Origin of the sequence: Marivirga sp. (assembly GCF_024636815.1) — a bacterium.
In the GTDB taxonomy this organism is placed as follows: domain Bacteria; phylum Bacteroidota; class Bacteroidia; order Cytophagales; family Cyclobacteriaceae; genus Marivirga.
Genome location: NZ_JAGXGF010000149.1, coordinates 1 through 18,352, shown reverse-complemented (window position 1 = coordinate 18,352; position 18,352 = coordinate 1). Strand labels below are relative to the sequence as shown.

9 protein-coding genes are annotated in these 18,352 nt (G+C 35.3%); 6 read left to right on the top strand and 3 right to left on the bottom strand.

Annotation, left to right across the window (positions count from 1 at the left end; all coding sequences use genetic code 11):
• The first annotated feature begins 319 nt into the window (after positions 1 to 319).
• From Q0L29_RS11135 to Q0L29_RS11125, 3 genes are read left to right on the top strand one after another with little or no spacing between them, the layout of a single operon-like run.
• Positions 320 to 475 carry a YqaE/Pmp3 family membrane protein gene (locus Q0L29_RS11135; protein WP_296621660.1) on the top strand — a complete coding sequence of 52 codons (156 nt, stop codon included), beginning with the start codon at positions 320 to 322 and terminating at the stop codon, positions 473 to 475.
• The gene (locus Q0L29_RS11130) at positions 475 to 1,263 is read left to right on the top strand and encodes a DUF1206 domain-containing protein (RefSeq protein WP_296621658.1); all 789 of its coding nucleotides are present in this window, start codon (positions 475 to 477) and stop codon (positions 1,261 to 1,263) included. Before Q0L29_RS11135 ends, Q0L29_RS11130 begins: the two co-directional genes overlap by 1 nt.
• A gap of 12 nt (positions 1,264 to 1,275) precedes the next feature.
• Positions 1,276 to 1,569 (top strand): DUF4235 domain-containing protein, encoded by a 294-nt coding sequence (locus Q0L29_RS11125; RefSeq protein ID WP_296621655.1) that lies wholly within the window; start codon positions 1,276 to 1,278, stop codon positions 1,567 to 1,569.
• A gap of 511 nt (positions 1,570 to 2,080) precedes the next feature.
• Here the strand turns inward: Q0L29_RS11125 and Q0L29_RS11120 are convergent.
• A complete protein-coding gene (locus Q0L29_RS11120; protein ID WP_296621654.1) occupies positions 2,081 to 2,545 on the bottom strand; it encodes a DUF4112 domain-containing protein in 465 nt (154 codons plus the stop codon).
• Positions 2,546 to 2,823: 278 nt separating this feature from the next.
• Here Q0L29_RS11120 and gdhA point away from each other — a divergent pair, with 278 nt between their 5' ends.
• From gdhA to Q0L29_RS11105, 3 genes are all read left to right on the top strand, one after another.
• Positions 2,824 to 4,182 (top strand): NADP-specific glutamate dehydrogenase, encoded by a 1,359-nt coding sequence (gene gdhA / locus Q0L29_RS11115; RefSeq protein WP_296621652.1) that lies wholly within the window; start codon positions 2,824 to 2,826, stop codon positions 4,180 to 4,182.
• Between the two features lie 558 nt (positions 4,183 to 4,740).
• Positions 4,741 to 6,213, top strand: a complete 1,473-nt coding sequence (locus tag Q0L29_RS11110; RefSeq protein WP_296621650.1) for a DUF5687 family protein — start codon at positions 4,741 to 4,743, stop codon at positions 6,211 to 6,213.
• Positions 6,214 to 6,217: 4 nt separating this feature from the next.
• The gene (locus Q0L29_RS11105) at positions 6,218 to 6,925 is read left to right on the top strand and encodes an ABC transporter ATP-binding protein (protein WP_296621649.1); all 708 of its coding nucleotides are present in this window, start codon (positions 6,218 to 6,220) and stop codon (positions 6,923 to 6,925) included.
• Between the two features lie 9 nt (positions 6,926 to 6,934).
• Here Q0L29_RS11105 and Q0L29_RS11100 read toward each other — a convergent pair whose 3' ends face one another.
• Entirely contained in the window at positions 6,935 to 7,912 is a 978-nt protein-coding gene (locus Q0L29_RS11100; protein WP_296621647.1) for a type IX secretion system membrane protein PorP/SprF, read from the bottom strand.
• 2 nt (positions 7,913 to 7,914) lie between these two features.
• Complete coding sequence (locus tag Q0L29_RS11095) at positions 7,915 to 17,853, bottom strand: PKD domain-containing protein (RefSeq protein WP_296621645.1); 9,939 nt, start codon at positions 17,851 to 17,853, stop codon at positions 7,915 to 7,917.
• Positions 17,854 to 18,352 lie beyond the last annotated feature (499 nt).

Here is an 18,352-nt window from a genome sequence, read left to right as displayed (position 1 = left end):
GGGGAAAACTTTTCCATAAAATCCAATATACTGCGTTGTCTTTCCTCGATATAGCTCGCTATATCTTCTAAAAGACGCCTTGTCTATTTAATTTTATGAAAATCTGAATTTCCAAATTAGAGTCGAACTCAGGTTATTAATCACACGATCCACACTCTCATCTTCAACTTAAAATAATATCACAGATAAAAGACAATTGGTTAGTAAACAATTTATATAACTATTTCTGTATTAAATGTAATTGTAACTAATATAGATAAACTACGTGAATTATTATACCAATCTATTAATAAACTTATTAACCTTAAACCTTTTTATAATGAGCATTCTTCAAATCATTTTAGCTATTTTTTTGCCTCCTGTTGCGGTTGCCATGGGTAAAGGGCTTACAAGTGCATTTTGGATTAATTTAATCTTAAAATTATTATTTTTTATACCGGGGGTTATCCATGCATTTTATGTGCTAACCAAATAATGCTTTGGAAAAGAAAAAAAGAGAAAATTGCTCGATTTGGCATTTTCACAAAAGGCTTCGTCTATTGCATGATAGGCGCCCTTACTTTAACCGCAGCCATTAGCACAGGTGGTAAAACAACTGGAAGTGGTGGTGTATTAAGTACCATAGCAGGCCAACCCTTTGGTCAGATACTTTTGGGAATAACTGCTATTGGTTTGTTAGGTTATATTTTTTGGAAATTTTACCAGGCTTTTGCAGATCCTGAAGGTAAAGGAAATGATTTAAAAGGTTTGTTTACCAGGGCAGGCTACGCCTCTTCAGGTATCTTTTATGGCTTTATGGCATTTACAGCTGTAAAGATACTATTTCATGCTGGAGGCGGATCTGGAGAAGGTAATAAATCTTTTGTTGTTTCTTTATTAAGTAAACCCTATGGACAGATATTAGTAGGTATTTTTGCTGCTGCATTTTTGAGTAAGGCCGGTTATCAACTTTATATTGCTTATTCCGGTATATTTAAGAATAGGGTGCAAGCTGCCGAACTTGACAATAGAGTTGAACGAATTATAATAAGCTCTGGCTATGTAGGTTATACAGCTAGAGGTATTGTAGTAGGGATAATTTCCTATCTCATATTTCATGCTGCTTTTACGGCTAACTCGAATTCTGCCGGTGGTACTAAAGATGCTTTTAATTTTATCCAAAGCGAATTTGGAACAATCTTTTTAGCAATACTTGCGGTAGGCTTATTCGCCTACGGTTTTTTCATGTTAGTAAAAGCAAGATATAGAACTATCAATATTTAAAATAGACCAATTATGAACTTTAAAAAAAACAAATATTTAACAGAGAGCAATTACAATTCTGTCGAAACAATTGCCGCGGTTGGCATCAGTTACCTAGCTAAAGAGTTAGTGAAAAAAGGATGGAAGAAAATTACTAAAACACCACCGCCAGAAAATCTATACTCTTCGAAGGTGAGCGCAAAAGAAGTGATACTTTTTTCAGTAAGTCTTGCTCTTGTGAGCACAAGTATAAAATTATTGACACGAAGAACCCTGGCCAAACAATGGGATAAATTAGACGGTCATCTACCCGAACGCTTGACTTAACAAATTTTTACATTAAAATATAATTTCAACTAATTCAGGGTATTTATAATATTATTATGCAATGTCGTTAGGTTAAGCTTTTTATAATATCAACTCTTTTTTTATTTTTTGTTTTTATTGAATGATTTTGATTTCTTTTTTTAGTCCTGAAAGGACGTAATCATAACACAGGGTGTCAGCCCTGTGAATTCAAACACCTGCTCAAAAGCCCTGAAAGGGCGTAATATCACACCCTTTCAGGGCTTTTGTATCCACATTATATTTTACGTAGGGCTTCACCCTACGTTATAATATGTCAGCCCTTCGGGCCTTTATTAATAATAAAAGTAAACTGTTAACTTGGTAAAATTGATTTAAAGATATGTTAAGCTCTTATAATCTTCTTCCGTAATTTATCTCTATTTATATATGTATTATTTCTTAACTTAACTGCATTGTATTATTATGTGTAAAAACTCCTTATTTAAGGTGCTATTTCACTTAGAATATATTAAGTGATTCAAAAAAATGACTAAGTTAATAACTCTCGAAGCTCAACTAAAGCCCACCAGGCTAGGTAAATAAGTGCTGCTATTATAGCTATAACCAACAAAATAATTAAGAATAAAAGACCTTTACCAGAACCCTGATGCTTTCCCTCTTCATAATATTCCTGAGCCAAACGAAGATTTCTATCATTGGCTTTATACCAAAAATCGAATACAGCACCCAAAACAGGGATAGCCCCAAATATTGCATCAATCGAAACATTAATAAGCATTTTCGTTAACAATTTTCCACTGGCACCATTTTTCCGGATATTGTATATAAGCATTAAAGAAACAAGGTAAGAACTTAAATCGCCAAGGCCAGGTATTAAACCAATCAACGGATCTATTCCAAATTTTATGGAGGTTGAAGGTATTCTAAATTTAGAATCCAGCAATTGTGATATCCTTCTGATCCACTTGAGGTTTGGCTTGGGGCTTTGTGTCATAAATTTTAATTAAGAATAATTAAAAAACATTGAAAAAATTATCACAGTAAAAGATATTAATATCTATTAAAAATTAAATTTGCATAGTTTTAGCTGATAATAAGCAACTTAAAAAGTTACATATATTCTCTCTTTAACAGAATTTATGTAAATAGAGTTACCAATTGAATAGAACCTATTATACGAGCACCTGGAATTATTATCTGATATTCAATAACAAACAACAATGTTTATTGTAATTACTTTAGTTTTAGAACCCATATTAAAGCAAATTCATTATGTCTGAAAACGAATTATTAGAACAAATAAAGAAAAGAAATCCTAACGAACCAGAATTTATCCAAGCTGTAGATGAAGTAATTTCGTCCATTGGAATAGTTTTTAAAAAGCATCCTGAATATCATCATTTAAAGCTATTGGAAAGAATGGCTGAACCGGAACGTCTAATTTCTTTCCGTGTGAACTGGCTAGACGATGAAGGAGAGGTACACGTAAACAGGGGTTATAGAGTACAAATGAACAGCGCTTTAGGACCTTATAAGGGTGGATTAAGATTTCATCCTTCCGTGAATCAAAGCATTTTAAAATTTCTTGCATTTGAACAGATATTTAAAAATGCCTTGACTGGTTTGCCTTTAGGAGGTGGAAAAGGAGGTGCAGATTTTAATCCTAAAGGTAGATCAGATGCTGAAATTATGCGATTTTGTCAGGCTTTTATGGGAGAACTTTATCGTCATATTGGGCATTTCACAGACGTCCCTGCTGGAGATATTGGCGTTGGAGGTAGAGAAATTGGCTATCTCTTTGGCGCTTATAAAAAATTGCAAAATGAATTTACCGGAGTATTGACTGGTAAAGGTAGAGAATGGGGAGGTAGTTTAATTCGACCTGAAGCCACAGGATATGGTTTAGTTTATTTTTCTAAATACATGTTAGAAAAAATAGATGACAGTTTAAAGGATAAAAGATGTATAGTATCAGGTTCTGGTAATGTGGCTCAATTTACTTTAGAAAAATTAATAGAATTAGGTGCTAAACCGATTACAGCTTCGGACTCTTCAGGATATATTATTGATGAGGAAGGAATTGATACCGAAAAACTAGAACACATCAAGCAAATTAAAAATATCAATAGAGGCAGAATTTCGGAATATCTAGAAAAATATCCTAATGCTAAATATGAAGAAGTAGATTCAGAAAAAGATCATAATCCTCTTTGGAAGACTAAAGCCGACTGTGCTTTTCCTTGCGCGACTCAAAATGAAATAAATGAAAAGGATGCTGAAAACCTGAAGAAAACAGGGATTAAAATGTTGACGGAAGGAGCTAACATGCCATTAACTCCTGAGGCCATTGATATTATTTGTGAATCAGAGATTTTATATGCTCCCGGTAAGGCCACTAATGCTGGTGGTGTAGCAGTATCTGGCTTAGAAATGAGTCAGAACAGAATTGGCGTTTATTGGTCCAGAGAAGAAGTGGACGAAAAATTGAAAAATATAATGAAAAACATCCATGATAATTGTGTAAACACAGCTGAGGAATATGACCTCAATCAGCATGACTATTTAGCCTCTGCCAATATCTTTGGCTTTCTAAAAGTAGCTGATGCCATGAAGGCACAGGGTGTTATTTAAATATAGAAAAAGCTATCAAAACAGATTTTCTTAGAAATGGAAACTGTTTTGATAGCTATTTAATTAAAGTTTTGAACTGAATTTCAATTGAGATAACAGGACTTTTGTTATAAAGTGGAATATGTTATTGATGCTTAAGTTAAGCAAATGGTCACCCCCCCTTGCCCCCCTCAAGGGGGGAGACGCACAGAATTACATTTTCGTATTAATTTGATTTAATATCATTTTGTCAAATATTTTGCTTGAGAATCGACAAAAAAGTAATTAAGCGTATTATTTTCTGCTAGTGTAAATCTGTGAGACTGTCCCCTTGAGGGGACTTCAGGGGTGTTGCTTGAGGGATTATAAGGGTGTTTGCTAGAATAAAAAAAAACTTGTTATATAGTATAATTAAAATGGAAAGTGTAATGGTCAATTTTAGTTTTGAGTTCTTAACTGTATCACAACTTTTAAAATAAAAAAAGGTCAATAAATTGAAAAATAGATCCAATTATCAAATAATTCTTTGATAAGAATACTATATCTCATAGCTTTCCATCTACTATCAACCTAGTATTTATGCATTGGATATTAAAACATCAGTGGATTAGTTTTAGAAGATCACCAGCCTTTGAAAAAGATTTAGGTGTAAAAATTTTTCTATCCATTTTAGGGCTATTTGTATTACTCAATATTATAGTGGCTTCTTTTAGCTTAGAAGGGATTATTGAGCAATTCAGAAATGATATGAGCCCAATAAGTTTTATCAATCAATTCTTACTTTATTATTTTGTAATCGAATTAGTGATCCGTTATTTTCTTCAAACTGTTCCAGTTTTAGATATTGAGCCTTATTTACATTTACCCATTTCAAAAAAATTAATCTCCAATTTTTTACTTATTAAATCTCTTTTCAGCCCCTACAATTTATTGGCACCAGCCATTTTCATTCCTATCTATTACAAAATAGGAATTCCTCATTTAGGGCAAGAGGAAGCCATTATTTGGTTAATATTTAATTTATCAATATCACTTTCATTACATTTTTTCAATATCCTTTTTAAGAAGAAATGGGACAATAGCCTTTTAGCTTGGGGAGTTATAGTAATCATTTTTACTCTTCATTATATCGGTCAAAATTATTTAGATAAAAACATCATTCCTTTTGGTTATTGGGCTGATATGGTGGTCAACTCCCCTATATTTTTATCAGTTCCATTACTTTTGCTAATTGGGTTAATTTTTATTTGCTACCATTTTTTCAGTAGTCATTTATATACGGAAGATCTTACCGATGCCAAGATGTTATCAGGCGAAACATTAACTTCTAAATTGGGGAATTGGGAGAATAAAGGATTACTCAATACTTTAGTAGTTCAGGAATTGAAATTAATATTAAGGCACAAAAGAAGCAGATCTAGTTTACTAATGGCTGGATTATTTTTGCTATATCCCTTATTCATATTCAGCATGGGTGAAGAAACTCAATCCAATGTAATGGTGATTTTCATGAGTATATTCTTCACTGGAATATTCATCATGCAATACGGGCAATTCTTGTGGAGTTGGAACACCAACCAAATGGATTTTTTCTTAACTAAAATCAATCCATACACCTTATGGGTGGAATCCCGATATAGATTATTGCTATATTCTGCACTAATTACTTCGGTTTTATCCATCCCTTATATTTATTTCGGCTATGAAATAATGTTTGCTATGGCAATGGCGGCCTTGTACAACATCGGAATTAACAGTATGCTGATTATAAGAATAGGGCTTTGGAGCCCAAAACCAATCGAATTAGACAAAAGCTCCATGATGAATTATCAAGGCGTTGGGGCTGCACAATTTTTAATAGGCCTACCTGTAATCTTAGGTCCATCATTCATTTATATACTTTTCAGTTATCTTGGAAATAATACCATAGGAATATTAGTTGTAGGAATTACTGGATTAATCGGTATATTTTTAAGAAAGAAATTTTTTAATGCTATTTCAAAAAAGCTTAAAAAAGACAAGTATAAACTTATCCACGACTTAACCATCTAAAAAATTGATACAATTTAACAACCTTCAAAAAAGCTATAAGAAAATAACAGTTTTGAACATTCCATTTTTGGAAATACCCAAAGTGCAGTCATTTGGTTTGGTAGGAAATAATGGAGCCGGAAAAACCACCATGCTACGATTAATGCTGGATTTAATAAGAGCCTCTGAAGGCAGTATCCAAATTGAAGAAAAAGCTGTAACTGAAAGTGAGGAGTGGAAAAGTTTTACAGGCTCCTTTATAGATGAAAAATTCCTTATATCTTATTTAACACCTGAGGAGTATTTCCAATTTCTATCTAAAATAAAAGGAATTAGCGAAGGTGATGTTACAAAACACCTTCAACTATTTGAACCCCTTTTCAATGATGAAATATTTGGGAAAAAGAAATATATCAGAGATTTATCAAAAGGAAATAAAAAGAAACTGGGAGTAGCTGCTGCTTTATTGGGCGACCCTCAGCTCGTGATATTAGACGAACCTTTTGAAAACCTAGATCCAACCAGTCAAATCAGACTAAAGAAAATCATTCAACAATTCCAAGCTGAGAAGTCGGTTACTTTTGTCATTTCAAGTCATGACCTTAATCATGTAACTGAAATTTGTGAACGAATAGTGATTTTAGATAAAGGCGAAATTGTAAAGGATACACAGGTAACTGAACGCACATTACAGGAACTGACAGATTATTTTGGAGAAAACACTGAGCTTTAAAATCAGAATTTACAACCAAAAAGAATCAGGGCAAATTACTTTTCTCTGTTTCTTTTTAAATCTGAAAGTCATAGTTACTTCATGACTACCTCCACTATATGGTCCGATATCAGAAATAATAAAATCGTAAGAGTAAGTAAAGGCAAAATCCTGCATTGCAGAAATTCCTACCAAACCACTAAAACTATCATCTTGCCTGAAAGAAGCTCCAAACCAAAAATTCTCTGCTTTTTGTGCTCTTATATTGAAATCAACATGACCAGATGCAGGTCTTATGGATTTAAACAATACTGAGGGAACTATAAACCAATCTGAGCTTTCAGAACCTATATCAAATTTATATCCAATGTTCGCAAAATAATGTGCTCCCAGATCAAAAGTCTCTACTTCTCTTTCACCAACAGGTAAAAACATAGTGGTATTACTAATCATTTGTGTAATGGAAGCACCAAAGTAAAACTTATCGCTGTATACCCAAATACCAACCGAACCATCCGGCACAAATCTATTAGGAATTAATCGATCAATTATTCCGTCATTAGCATTTTGAAAATTCAATTTGCTCATATCAATAGTATGCTGAAGCATGCCTAAGGAGACACCTACTGCAGCATTTAAATTATCTGTAAAGGGATGATGATATGCATAATTAAGATGAGCAGAAGTCTGACTAATCGGTCCTGTAATATCCTTTATTAATATTGCACCAAAGCCATGATGACCTCTTTGGTTCATGGTAGTTTGAAAAGGCATTTTCTTAAAAGGAGCATGATAGGTTGCAAAAACAGTCTGAGGTGCATCCTGAAAGCCAATCCATTGCACCCTGCCACCAATTTTAATTTCATCCATATTTTGAGAGCCTGCTATAGCAGGATTGATCAAAAACTGATTTGTGGCATATTGGGTATATTGAGGCCTTTGCTGAGCAAAAGCCTCAATTGAAACAAACCCTAAAATAAATATCGATATAGTAATTAATCTATTCAAATTTAGTACAATATAGTGATAGTTCCTGTGACAGCATCATATCCATCTTTCAAATCAATAACATAATAATACACTCCTGGAGTTAAAACTTCACCATTAAACTTTCCGTCCCAAGGCTCATCATAACCAATAGAATAGAATAATTCTTTACCCCATCTATTATAAATTTTCACTAAAGCATCCGGATACTCCATGATTGCTCCTAGATCCCAAACATCATTTACTCCATCTCCATTAGGAGAAAAAACATTTGGTGGTTCTACTGGTGGTCTTACTACTACTGTTACAGAATCTACATCTGGACATCCATTTATAGTCAATCCATTCACTATATAGGTGGTGGTTTTCCTAGGAGTTACTTGAATTCTGGCATTTCTGACATCACTTTGAATGGAAACATCATTTCTCCAAACAAAACTTTGCCCATTTGTAGCTTCTAAAATTCTTGAATCTCCTTCTCGAATTGAAATGTCATTCCCTGCATCAATAGGCTCGTAAGGCACTACATTTGCAGTTCCTGGCGGTGTAGTTTGCGGACATAATCCTTGCGTATCTACAATCCTGGCACGGTAATATGTATTTTCCTCAGGGAAATCAATCAGCTCTGTGCTTGAAACTCCCAGGCTCGTCCAATCTTCTAAATTTGTACTAATTTCCCAATCCAAAACATTATAATTCCCGGGATCAAGACTTACCACAACCGAATCTCCAATACAAACAGGATTAGGGTTCACAATAGTGTTACCTTCGTATTGATAATTTAGAATATTGACTACAAACTCATTGGACATAGCCTCAGGATTAACAGCACATTTTGCATCTGAGATTAATTTTACCTTAACTACATCCTGATCTTCCAGCAATGTGCTATCAAAATCATTCCCAATAAACTCTCCATTAATAAACCATTCAAACTCAGGGTTATCACCACCATTTTCTATTGATACATCCATGAAAACATCTATATTTTCACAAACAATACCAGGACCTGAAAGATTGATTTCAGGGAAAGCAGATGGCTCAACCGTTATCGTTTTCATCAGTTGATTTGTATTACAAATAAACCCATCAATATTAATAGCTACATTTTTTTCTCCAGTTGTATCCCAGAAAAGTTCATAAGGACCAAAACCTGAACCACTAAGTACTTCAGCTCCATCAAAATCCCAAGAATAGCCATTTATGTCTAAGCCTTCATTAACAAAGTTGACAATTGCAGTTTGATGTTGACAAATTGAATCGGATTCTATTTCTAAATTATCTAAGCTAAATACATTGACTGAATGGAAAGCAGTATCAGAAGGGCATCCATTTCTACTAGCTATTACATATAAAGTTTTTACTCCACCTTCTGACCATCCTAACTCATAGGTTTCATTTCCTAAAGGGTTGACAGTTGTAGCTCCATCAAATGTCCCCCAATCATAGGTTGTTCCACTAATCAAACTATCAGCAAAATTGATATTGGCTGTTCCTTCCAAACAAATGAAATCCGGTGCATTTATTGAAGCTGTAGGTTTTTCTCTTATTTCTATGGTAGTAGTGTAAAAATCCTGACAACCATTTTCCAAAACACCTAAGGTAACTTCAATTGAGCCTGCTTCATCTAACGCAAGCTGAAAATCAGCTTCATTTTGAGTGCCCGTATTCCCATTGTAATTATAACTCCAATTAATAATACTGAAAGGCGAAACATCCCAATCTGGAACCAACATTAAGATATCATCTTGACACATAAAATCATCCGTCTGGAAAGTTGCGTCAGGTAGTTGTTTCACATTGATTTGGAACGTACTATCTCTAATACACCCTTTATTGTTAATGCTAACCGTAACATTTTTTATCCCGATAGAATCCCATGTCACAAAATAATCTTCCCTGGTATTACTTATTTTAGTAACCTGACTTGGATTGTCAAAATCCCATTCCAATTCCCTACCATTCACCATTGGTAAGGTAAAGACTATCCTGGCACTATCATTTGAGCAAATTTCTGTATCAGCCGAAACACTAAAAGGTATTCTCTCTCCTACATTTATGACCATAGTAGTATCAAAATCATTACAAAGAGAGCCATTGATACTAAAATTGACGAACTTCTCTCCTACTGAATTATAGCTGAAGGTGAATTCTGTTGAATCGGCATTAGCATTTAAAACATCTACTCCTTGGAAACTCCAGCTCCAAGTGGCACCCGGATCAAAAAATTCCGGATTTACAGATGCCATCCCTAAGGAATCAATACATAAATCTGTGTCAATTATTATAGTTGATGCAGAATTATCATAAACAGTGACTGTTTGGAAAGTTGTATCAGAGATACATCCTCCGTCTTCCACCACCAAACTTAATTCCTTAAATCCCGGAGTCGGCCAACTTACTTCAAAAGTAGAATCATTTAATTGAGTAGAAATTCCGTCATCCCAATCCCAAATTAAATCACCTCCATCCGAAGTCGATCCTGTATAAGTTACAGTGGTTAGATCACCTAAACAATTTTCTGCTGCACCTAATGTGAAATCTGATGTAGGTGCTTCTCCAATTACAAAAGATTGCTCGAATGAATCATCATTACAGGTTTCACCAGTAATCTCCAATCGAATGGTTTTTGTACCTGTTGAATAATAAGTTATTTCAAATAATGAATCGGCTACAATTATATCTACTTCATCGCCAGTATTTGGGTCAAGATCAAAATCCCAATCATAGGTAGCACCAGGCTCCACAACACCTGTAAACCAAACTCTGGTTGTGGCACCTTCACATAATTCATCATTAGCCGATTCTAGTTCAAATTCTGCTAAGTTGTTAACTGCTAAAATATCTGTAAAAGTTCGGCTTCCGCAATTATCGTTGGTAACAGTTAAAGTCACCGTCTTTCTACCAGGAGTTGTATAAACAATATCATAATTTTCTGTCCCTGCAATTTGTGTAGCACTTTCACCAGCAGCAGCATCAATATCAAAATCCCAATCAAAAGTATCGACATTAATATCATTATCACCTGTATAAACTATAGTGCCTGTTGCTTCGCCTGATACTTCATCTAAACAAAATAAAGGAGTATCAAAACTTGGATCAGGACCAACTAATACTCTGATAGTTCTGGTTCTAGTTGTGCTGCATCCATTTATACTTGCCGTAGCGGAAATGTTCGTGTCTACATTCGTACCTCCTATTTCTTCCCAAACCGCTGTAATTTGAGTACTATCAGCATTTGAAGAAACAATTACCCCATAAGGCCCTAATTCCCACGAATATTGATAGGTGGAATCCGGATTAGAAATAAATAAATCACGTTCTACAAACTCACAAATTGTGGCTGGTAAATTGAAGGATACGGTAGGTGATGGGTTAATAGTAATTTCGGGGAGTGCAATAGTATTCTCACAACCATTTTCACCAATAATATCTACTGAGATAGCATATGTACCTGGAGTATCCCAAACCACTTCATAAGCTTCTTGTCCTGCAATTTTACTTACTGAAACCGCATCATCGAAACTTGTTCCCCAGTCAAAGGTAGCAAAAATACTGGCAGCTCCAGCGCCTCCATAACTCACTAAAGTAGGTTGTCCTACACAACCAATATCAACTGTTATTTCTCCTAATGGGGTTGGTTCAACTTCAACATCAAATTCACGAGTGATTTCGCAATTTCCATTTGTTAAAGTAAGTGCTACATTTTTTATACCTGGCGTAGACCAAGTTATATTATTTGGATTGCTAATATCCCAACTTCCATCAACACCGGGATCAATATTTACTACCTCATCTGTGCCCAGATAAAATACTAATTCATCAAAAGCACAAACCGGGCCTTGATCAACATTAAAATCATTTGGCCCTGCAAAAATACCAACATCAAAACTTACCGTGTTTACACAACCATTTCCATTGGTAACATCTATATCAATAGTTTTAGGTCCATTAGTACTATAAATTACTCTGTATGCTTGCGCTCCAGCTATTTTTGTGGCTGAAACCAGACCAGCAGGATCAAAAGTCCAAGTAAATGTATCGGTAAATGGATCAGCATCACCTGTATATCTCACTATAAACTCTTCTCCTATACAGAAATTAGTTGGGGCATCATAAGTCATAGTAGGTAATGGTAATACCTCTACTTGTACCCTTACCACGGATGGACAGTTGTTGTCATCCAACATTTCTACTCTAATTTCTTTATTACCAGGTGTTGACCAAGTAATCCTAGATTCGGTAGGACTAGAAAAAACCTCAGTTCCCCCGTCTAAATTTGTTACGGTTATATTCATGGTCCCCATATAGTTAGTACCTGCCACTCCTGTGTATTCAAAAGTAAATTCTTCATCCACACAAACAGGAATTGGACTAGCATTATAAACCACGTCTGGAGCAGGATTTACTATAATATCATGAGAAATAGAGTTATTACAACCTCCAGCACCTGTAATATCGACACTTACAGTTTGAGTACTTACTGTTGGGAAAATTAGTTCGTATTCTTCATTTCCTAAATCAGTAACAGTTGCATTTCCAAAATTCCACTCAAAATCGAAATCTGATATAGTTCCTGTTCCGTTATTGATTAAACTAACAACCACAGGTGCATTACGACAAACATCAGCCGGTAAATCAATTTCAAAATCTGGAAAAGGTAAAACTTCTACCTCTCGACTAGCGCTATCAATACAACCACCATTATCTAAAATCAAGTTGATGGTTTTAATACCTGGAGTTTGCCATTGCACACTATAATTTCTATCCGGAGTGTTTTCTGTAATATCATTGACATCATCTTCCATGAAATCCCAATCAACTACAGTTCCGGCCGGCATACTTCCATTAAAATTGAAATCCACCGACTCGCCTACACAGACAATATTATCACTTCTAGTAAATGAAGCTACTGGAATTTCATACACAGTTATTTGATAATCTGCAGTATCAATACATCCACCATTATTAACCACTAAAGAAAAGTTTTTAACTCCGGCTGTATTCCAAACTGGTGCAAAAATACCATTTTCAGGTTCATCATTGGTTGTATCATTTGGCATATTGCCATAAATGATTTCGACTCCGTTTAAGGTACTATTAGTCGTAAGCAAGCTCATATCATAAGTGATATTAGCAACTTCACCCTCACAAACTGCTGCTGGGAAATCTAAAGAAGTATCAGCTGGTTCTCCAATATTGATACTTATACTATCTGATACAACGTTACATTGCCCATCTATATCAAGAACAATAGTCTTTTGCCCTGAAGTATTCCATGTTAATACGTATTCCTCATTTTCAACTACTTCAGTAACAGAAGCCCCATCAAAATTCCAATTAAAAATGGCTCCATCTTCTACAACACCTGAAAAACTTATGGTAATAGGATCTTCTATACAACCATTATCAGGAAAAGCATCTAATTGAATAAAATTATAAACGGCATAATCGATGGTTTCAAATTGCACTGGACAACCACTACCTGAATTATCCGCTACTTCAATAATAGCTTGTTTATATCCTCCATAACTCCAACCATCTACTATTAATCTTAAACCATTGGCTGAAATTGTGGCTGTCGCATTATCATCATTGGGAATTAATTCATAGCTAAGTATTTCAACATCAGTTCCAACCGCCTCTACCAATATTATTTCATAAGGATCCGGATCATTAATACATACTTGTGCAGCGGCATTAATGGAGTAGTCAGGTCCTGCAGACACTTCTACATCTGCTGTTTGTATTTCTTGGCCACAGTCTCCATCAATTGTTAAAGTAATGGTTTTAGTACCCGGAGTATCATATTCAATACTAAATGTAGTATCATTCACTTGTTCAAATATAGCTCCATCTCCAAAATCCCAAGTAGTATCAATATCCGCTAAAACATCCGGATAGGACACAAATACAGCAATATTAGTACAAGTATTGTTCGAGGATAGACCGAAATCAGGATAAAAGTTTACATTGATATTAAAAGTTGTGTCGACAGTACAACCAGCACCACCTGTCATTTCCAATGTTACTTCTTTTTCACCAGGACTATCAAATTCAACTGTCCAGCTATCCGTACCATCAAAAGTGAAAGTCCCACCTGCTTGTTCTACCCATGTGAAATTCGTCACTTCAGCAGCATTTCCTAAATATGTAATCTGAAAAGGATCATTTTCACAAACTGTAGTAGGCACATCCAAATCACTTAATTGCGGGAAATAACCAACATTTACAGTTTGAGTATCAACTGATTGACAAGCATTAGGTGATTGCACTGTTAACTCAATATTTTTAGGCCCAGATGTTGGCCAGCTTACCGTCCAGATTCCTGCACCATTATAATCTTCAAGAGTTGCTCCAGCCCAATTCCAGATGTAGGAATTATTGGAGTCATAAGTTGCCGTCAAGTCAACTGTGATGGGTACAGTGGTACAAACAGTACCTAAAGCCGGAATATCAGCTAAAGGAGCTGGCAATACGGTTACATCTTCAGAAAATAAGATTTGGCAATTACCATTCGATATCTCTGCCTCAATTGTATAAGTTTGAGCCGTTCCAGTAACTGGAAAAGTTATATCGATATCTCTATTATTTCCTGAAACTTGTGTGAAAGTTACCCCTGCGGGCATTGTCCACGCTACAGTGTTGGCCGCATTCCCTTGATAGGTGAAATTAGCGGTCGCATTATCACAGATTTCGGTTTCCGTATCCATATTATCAGATGGGATAGGAAATATCTCTATTTCTTGAGTGACAGTAGAATCACAGCCATTTATAGAATATGTAGCAGTTATGGTTTTAGTACCAATAGAAGCCCAGTAAACATCCCAAACTTCAGGATTACCAGTTGCAGCCTCAGTTCCGTCTGCACCAAAATCATATCCTGTTAAGGTGGCTCCTGCTAAATCATTATCAAATGTGACTACAACTGTTTCATTCAAACAAGCTCCTGCAGGAGCTGCTATTACAGGAACCGGTTTAGGAGAAATTTCAATGGTAAAGGTTTCAATCACCGTACAACCAGCTTTATCAATCTCTAAGGTTATAGTCTTAGTGTTATTAGCAGGAGTTACAGCATCGTAATTATTCCATGTAACATCATAAACCTGATTACCTAAATCAACTATATCAGCTGGATTTGCATCTTCAAAATCCCAAGTAAAAGTTGTTCCAGCATCATTAGTATCTCCAGAACCATTATAAATAAATCTGGCTGCTTCACCTACACAAGCAAAATCGGGATAACTAACATCTGTGGTAGCTGGAATTAATATATCTATTGCAAAGGTTTCAGTAGTAATACAGCCATCATTATTAATTGATACTACAACGTTTTTGGTACCAGCAGAATCCCATTCTAATTCAAAATCAGTATTAGCATCCGTAACATTAACCTGGGTACCCCCATCAAAATCCCAAGTAAAAACACCACCCGCATCGTTACCGTCAAAAACAAAAGGAACAGTTTCTGTAATACAAATTGATGCGGGTATTGCAGGATTGAAACTAATGACTGGTCTTTCAGCAATTTCTATGGTTTGTGATAAAAGTGTGCTGGTACAACCATTTTCCGTTACCTGTAAAGTAACTGTTTTAGTACCAAAAGAGCTCCATTGAACATCATAAGCCTCTTGGCCTCCAGTCTTTTTAACAAAAGTTGCATCCACACCAAAATCCCAATCAAAAACTAAATCAGGAGCGGTTAAAGATAAATCAGCAGTACCAGTGTAAAGCACTACAACATCTTCATCTGTACAAGCACCAGCAGGTAAATTGAAATTTGGAGTTGGGGTTTTACCCACATTTACAGTAAATGTCGTATCTGTATCACATCCATCTTGATTAACATTTAAAGTAATTGTTTTACTTCCTAAAGTTGACCAAGTCACATCAAATTGTCTGTCAGCATCAACAACATTAGATACCGTACCGCCATCCAATGTCCATACTAGTTGAGCTGATGCACTCGCAGTTCCTGTATATTCAAAGGTTGCTGATTGTCCTGAACAGACGTTAGTGGGAACATTCAAATCTGTAGTGGGAACCGGAAGAACTTCAATCGTAAAAGTTGAATCATTTACACAACCTCCTTCATCAATTGATAATAAAATAGATTTAGTTCCGGGAGTATCCCAAACTACATCAGCATTAATATTATCACCTGAATTAACACCTCCGTCAAAATCCCAAGTTATGGTTGCAATTGAGGTATCTGCATCTCCTAAATAATCTATAGCAGCTGTATTTGTAGCACATACACTATCAGGAGCGCTATAATCGAGTGTTGGTCTTCGGGTAATGTCAATAGTTACGGAATCAATCACCAAACAATTCCCTTCTTCAATTTCAAATCGGATAGTTTTTGTACCTAAATCTGCCCAACTCACATCAAAATTTCTTCCCGGGTCATTAACATTTTCAACAGTTCCTCCATCCCAATCCCATGTAAAAATTGCAGTAGAGGTAGCGTCTCCTGTGTATTGGACATTTACAATTTCATCTTCACAGGCGGTGGGTGGTATGGTGACACCTGTCGTGGGGACATTATTGACGACCAGTTGGAAGGTGGTATCTCCCACGCAACCATATTCATTTTCAATTTGCAAGCTAACATCCACAGTACCATTTGCGTCATAGGTTACTGAAAAAACAGGAGAGTCCTCACCAGATTGAGATGAAGTGGAACCTGTTGTTCCCCAGAAATATTCAGTCAGTCCTCCTGCAGGATCAGCATTAGATGAAAATACAGCAAGGGCTCCCTCACAAACTTCTGTTGGCCCACTTATTCCAAGGTCGGGATTGGGGTAGCCAGATATAACTATCGTATCAGCTATATCAAAACATTGTCTATCACAAGGAGATACGGCAATCCCTTGCACCCAAACAGTGTCCGTCTCCTGGAATATAGTATAATTTAAATTCTCAGTAGTGGTGGTATCTCCCGTGCTCCAAATATAAAAGTCTCTAATACCACCAGTTGCTGACAATGTAATTTCATCACCAAAACAACCAGCAGTTTGGGAAGCAATTAAATCTATATCTTCACCTAGTGTTCCAGCCAAATTTAAATTTTCAATTGAAGTAGCATCTAAGACCTGACTGAAATATCGAATATAATCAACTGTAATTCCTGCAATCGGATTGGTATACACATTGTATGCACTTGACGGATTGAAGAATTCTGTATTGTTTTTTAAAGCATAGTCGTTATTCCCTCCTGTTGCTGTTACCGTAAACTGTTCTTCCCCATCAAAATAAATGGTTAGTTGATCTCCATCAAAACTGAAGGCAATGTTTAAAAAGTCTGTGGGTACATCATTTGGGTAATCAGGAGAAACTTTTTTAGTTCCGCAAGTAGGTGTCTTATTATTGGAATTAGGATCAAGGCAAATGTAGCCATCTTCGTTAATGATTAAAACGTTTTTCCCACTCTGATTAGAGAAATTCATTATATAAACTGCACCATCAGGATTAGAAGACGGTATGGTGTCAATACGAAATAATAGTTCTACTGTATAATTGCTTTCAGCCGAATCAGGCAAAGAACTTTCAGGGACATCCAAAGATTGGCCAGGTTGCATCTGGTACCACTGATTGTTACCAAAGCACAAGGCTGAATCAAGTAAGAATTCTCCTGTTCCACCTGTTGGATTTAAAGGCTCTATACAATTATTAGGATCAGCTCCCGGATCACTACAATTTGTTAATCCATTATCATTTTCAAAATCGTTAATAAAGTTATAACATGCTGTGGGCACGAGATTTTCTATATCTCCGTCTTGCCCCAATGTAATAAATGGAGCCAGAAGAATACTTATGACCGTAATGGATAATATTTTTATATACTTACTTACCACTTCTCTATAAACTGAATGTTTTATTAGACGTATAATATGTTTGGTTCGATAAAGACTATATTCTTTACTGCCAGTAGCTATACCTGTGTTTACCAACTTTACCATAAAAATAAAGGTAATTATAATATAATGGTAAATAAATTGATAAGCAGTACGAAACTAACGATGTAAGTATCTTTTCAGATGTTAAATATAACAAAATAGTATCAAATCAACACTTATTTTGACTTTTCCTATAATTCAGTTTCTGTAAATAAACTGACTTTAGATCTAATATCCTCTAATAATTCAAAGGTGTATTTTTAAATCCTATGCAGTTTTCTCCCCTGTTAATTTTGTTTGATGTTATTTTTGCATTCAATTTTGAACTATCCGTTGAGTTTACTGTCAGAATAAACTTCCATATGGTAAGGGTGAATATTATTCTTTTGAGAGCCAAAATTTAGGGCTTGTCTTCTACTATATAACAAGATTACCAATTACCACTATTCTATAATGCAGCAATAATTCTGCTATCTCTTTTGAAGCTCAATTCAAAGACTGCGAGGACTTGAAGTATAGAATATATCAACGCTTCAACAGGTTTAACATCATATTAGATGAT

What these genes read in the sequence shown, in the direction of transcription:
- gdhA (WP_296621652.1), top strand. Translation starts at nt 2,824, where the DNA reads ATGTCTGAAAACGAATTATTAGAACAAATAAAGAAAAGAAATCCTAAC.
- Q0L29_RS11125 (WP_296621655.1), top strand. Translation starts at nt 1,276, where the DNA reads ATGAACTTTAAAAAAAACAAATATTTAACAGAGAGCAATTACAATTCT.
- Q0L29_RS11095 (WP_296621645.1), bottom strand. Translation starts at nt 17,853, where the DNA reads ATGGTAAAGTTGGTAAACACAGGTATAGCTACTGGCAGTAAAGAATAT.
- Q0L29_RS11110 (WP_296621650.1), top strand. Translation starts at nt 4,741, where the DNA reads ATGCATTGGATATTAAAACATCAGTGGATTAGTTTTAGAAGATCACCA.
- Q0L29_RS11135 (WP_296621660.1), top strand. Translation starts at nt 320, where the DNA reads ATGAGCATTCTTCAAATCATTTTAGCTATTTTTTTGCCTCCTGTTGCG.
- Q0L29_RS11130 (WP_296621658.1), top strand. Translation starts at nt 475, where the DNA reads ATGCTTTGGAAAAGAAAAAAAGAGAAAATTGCTCGATTTGGCATTTTC.
- Q0L29_RS11120 (WP_296621654.1), bottom strand. Translation starts at nt 2,545, where the DNA reads ATGACACAAAGCCCCAAGCCAAACCTCAAGTGGATCAGAAGGATATCA.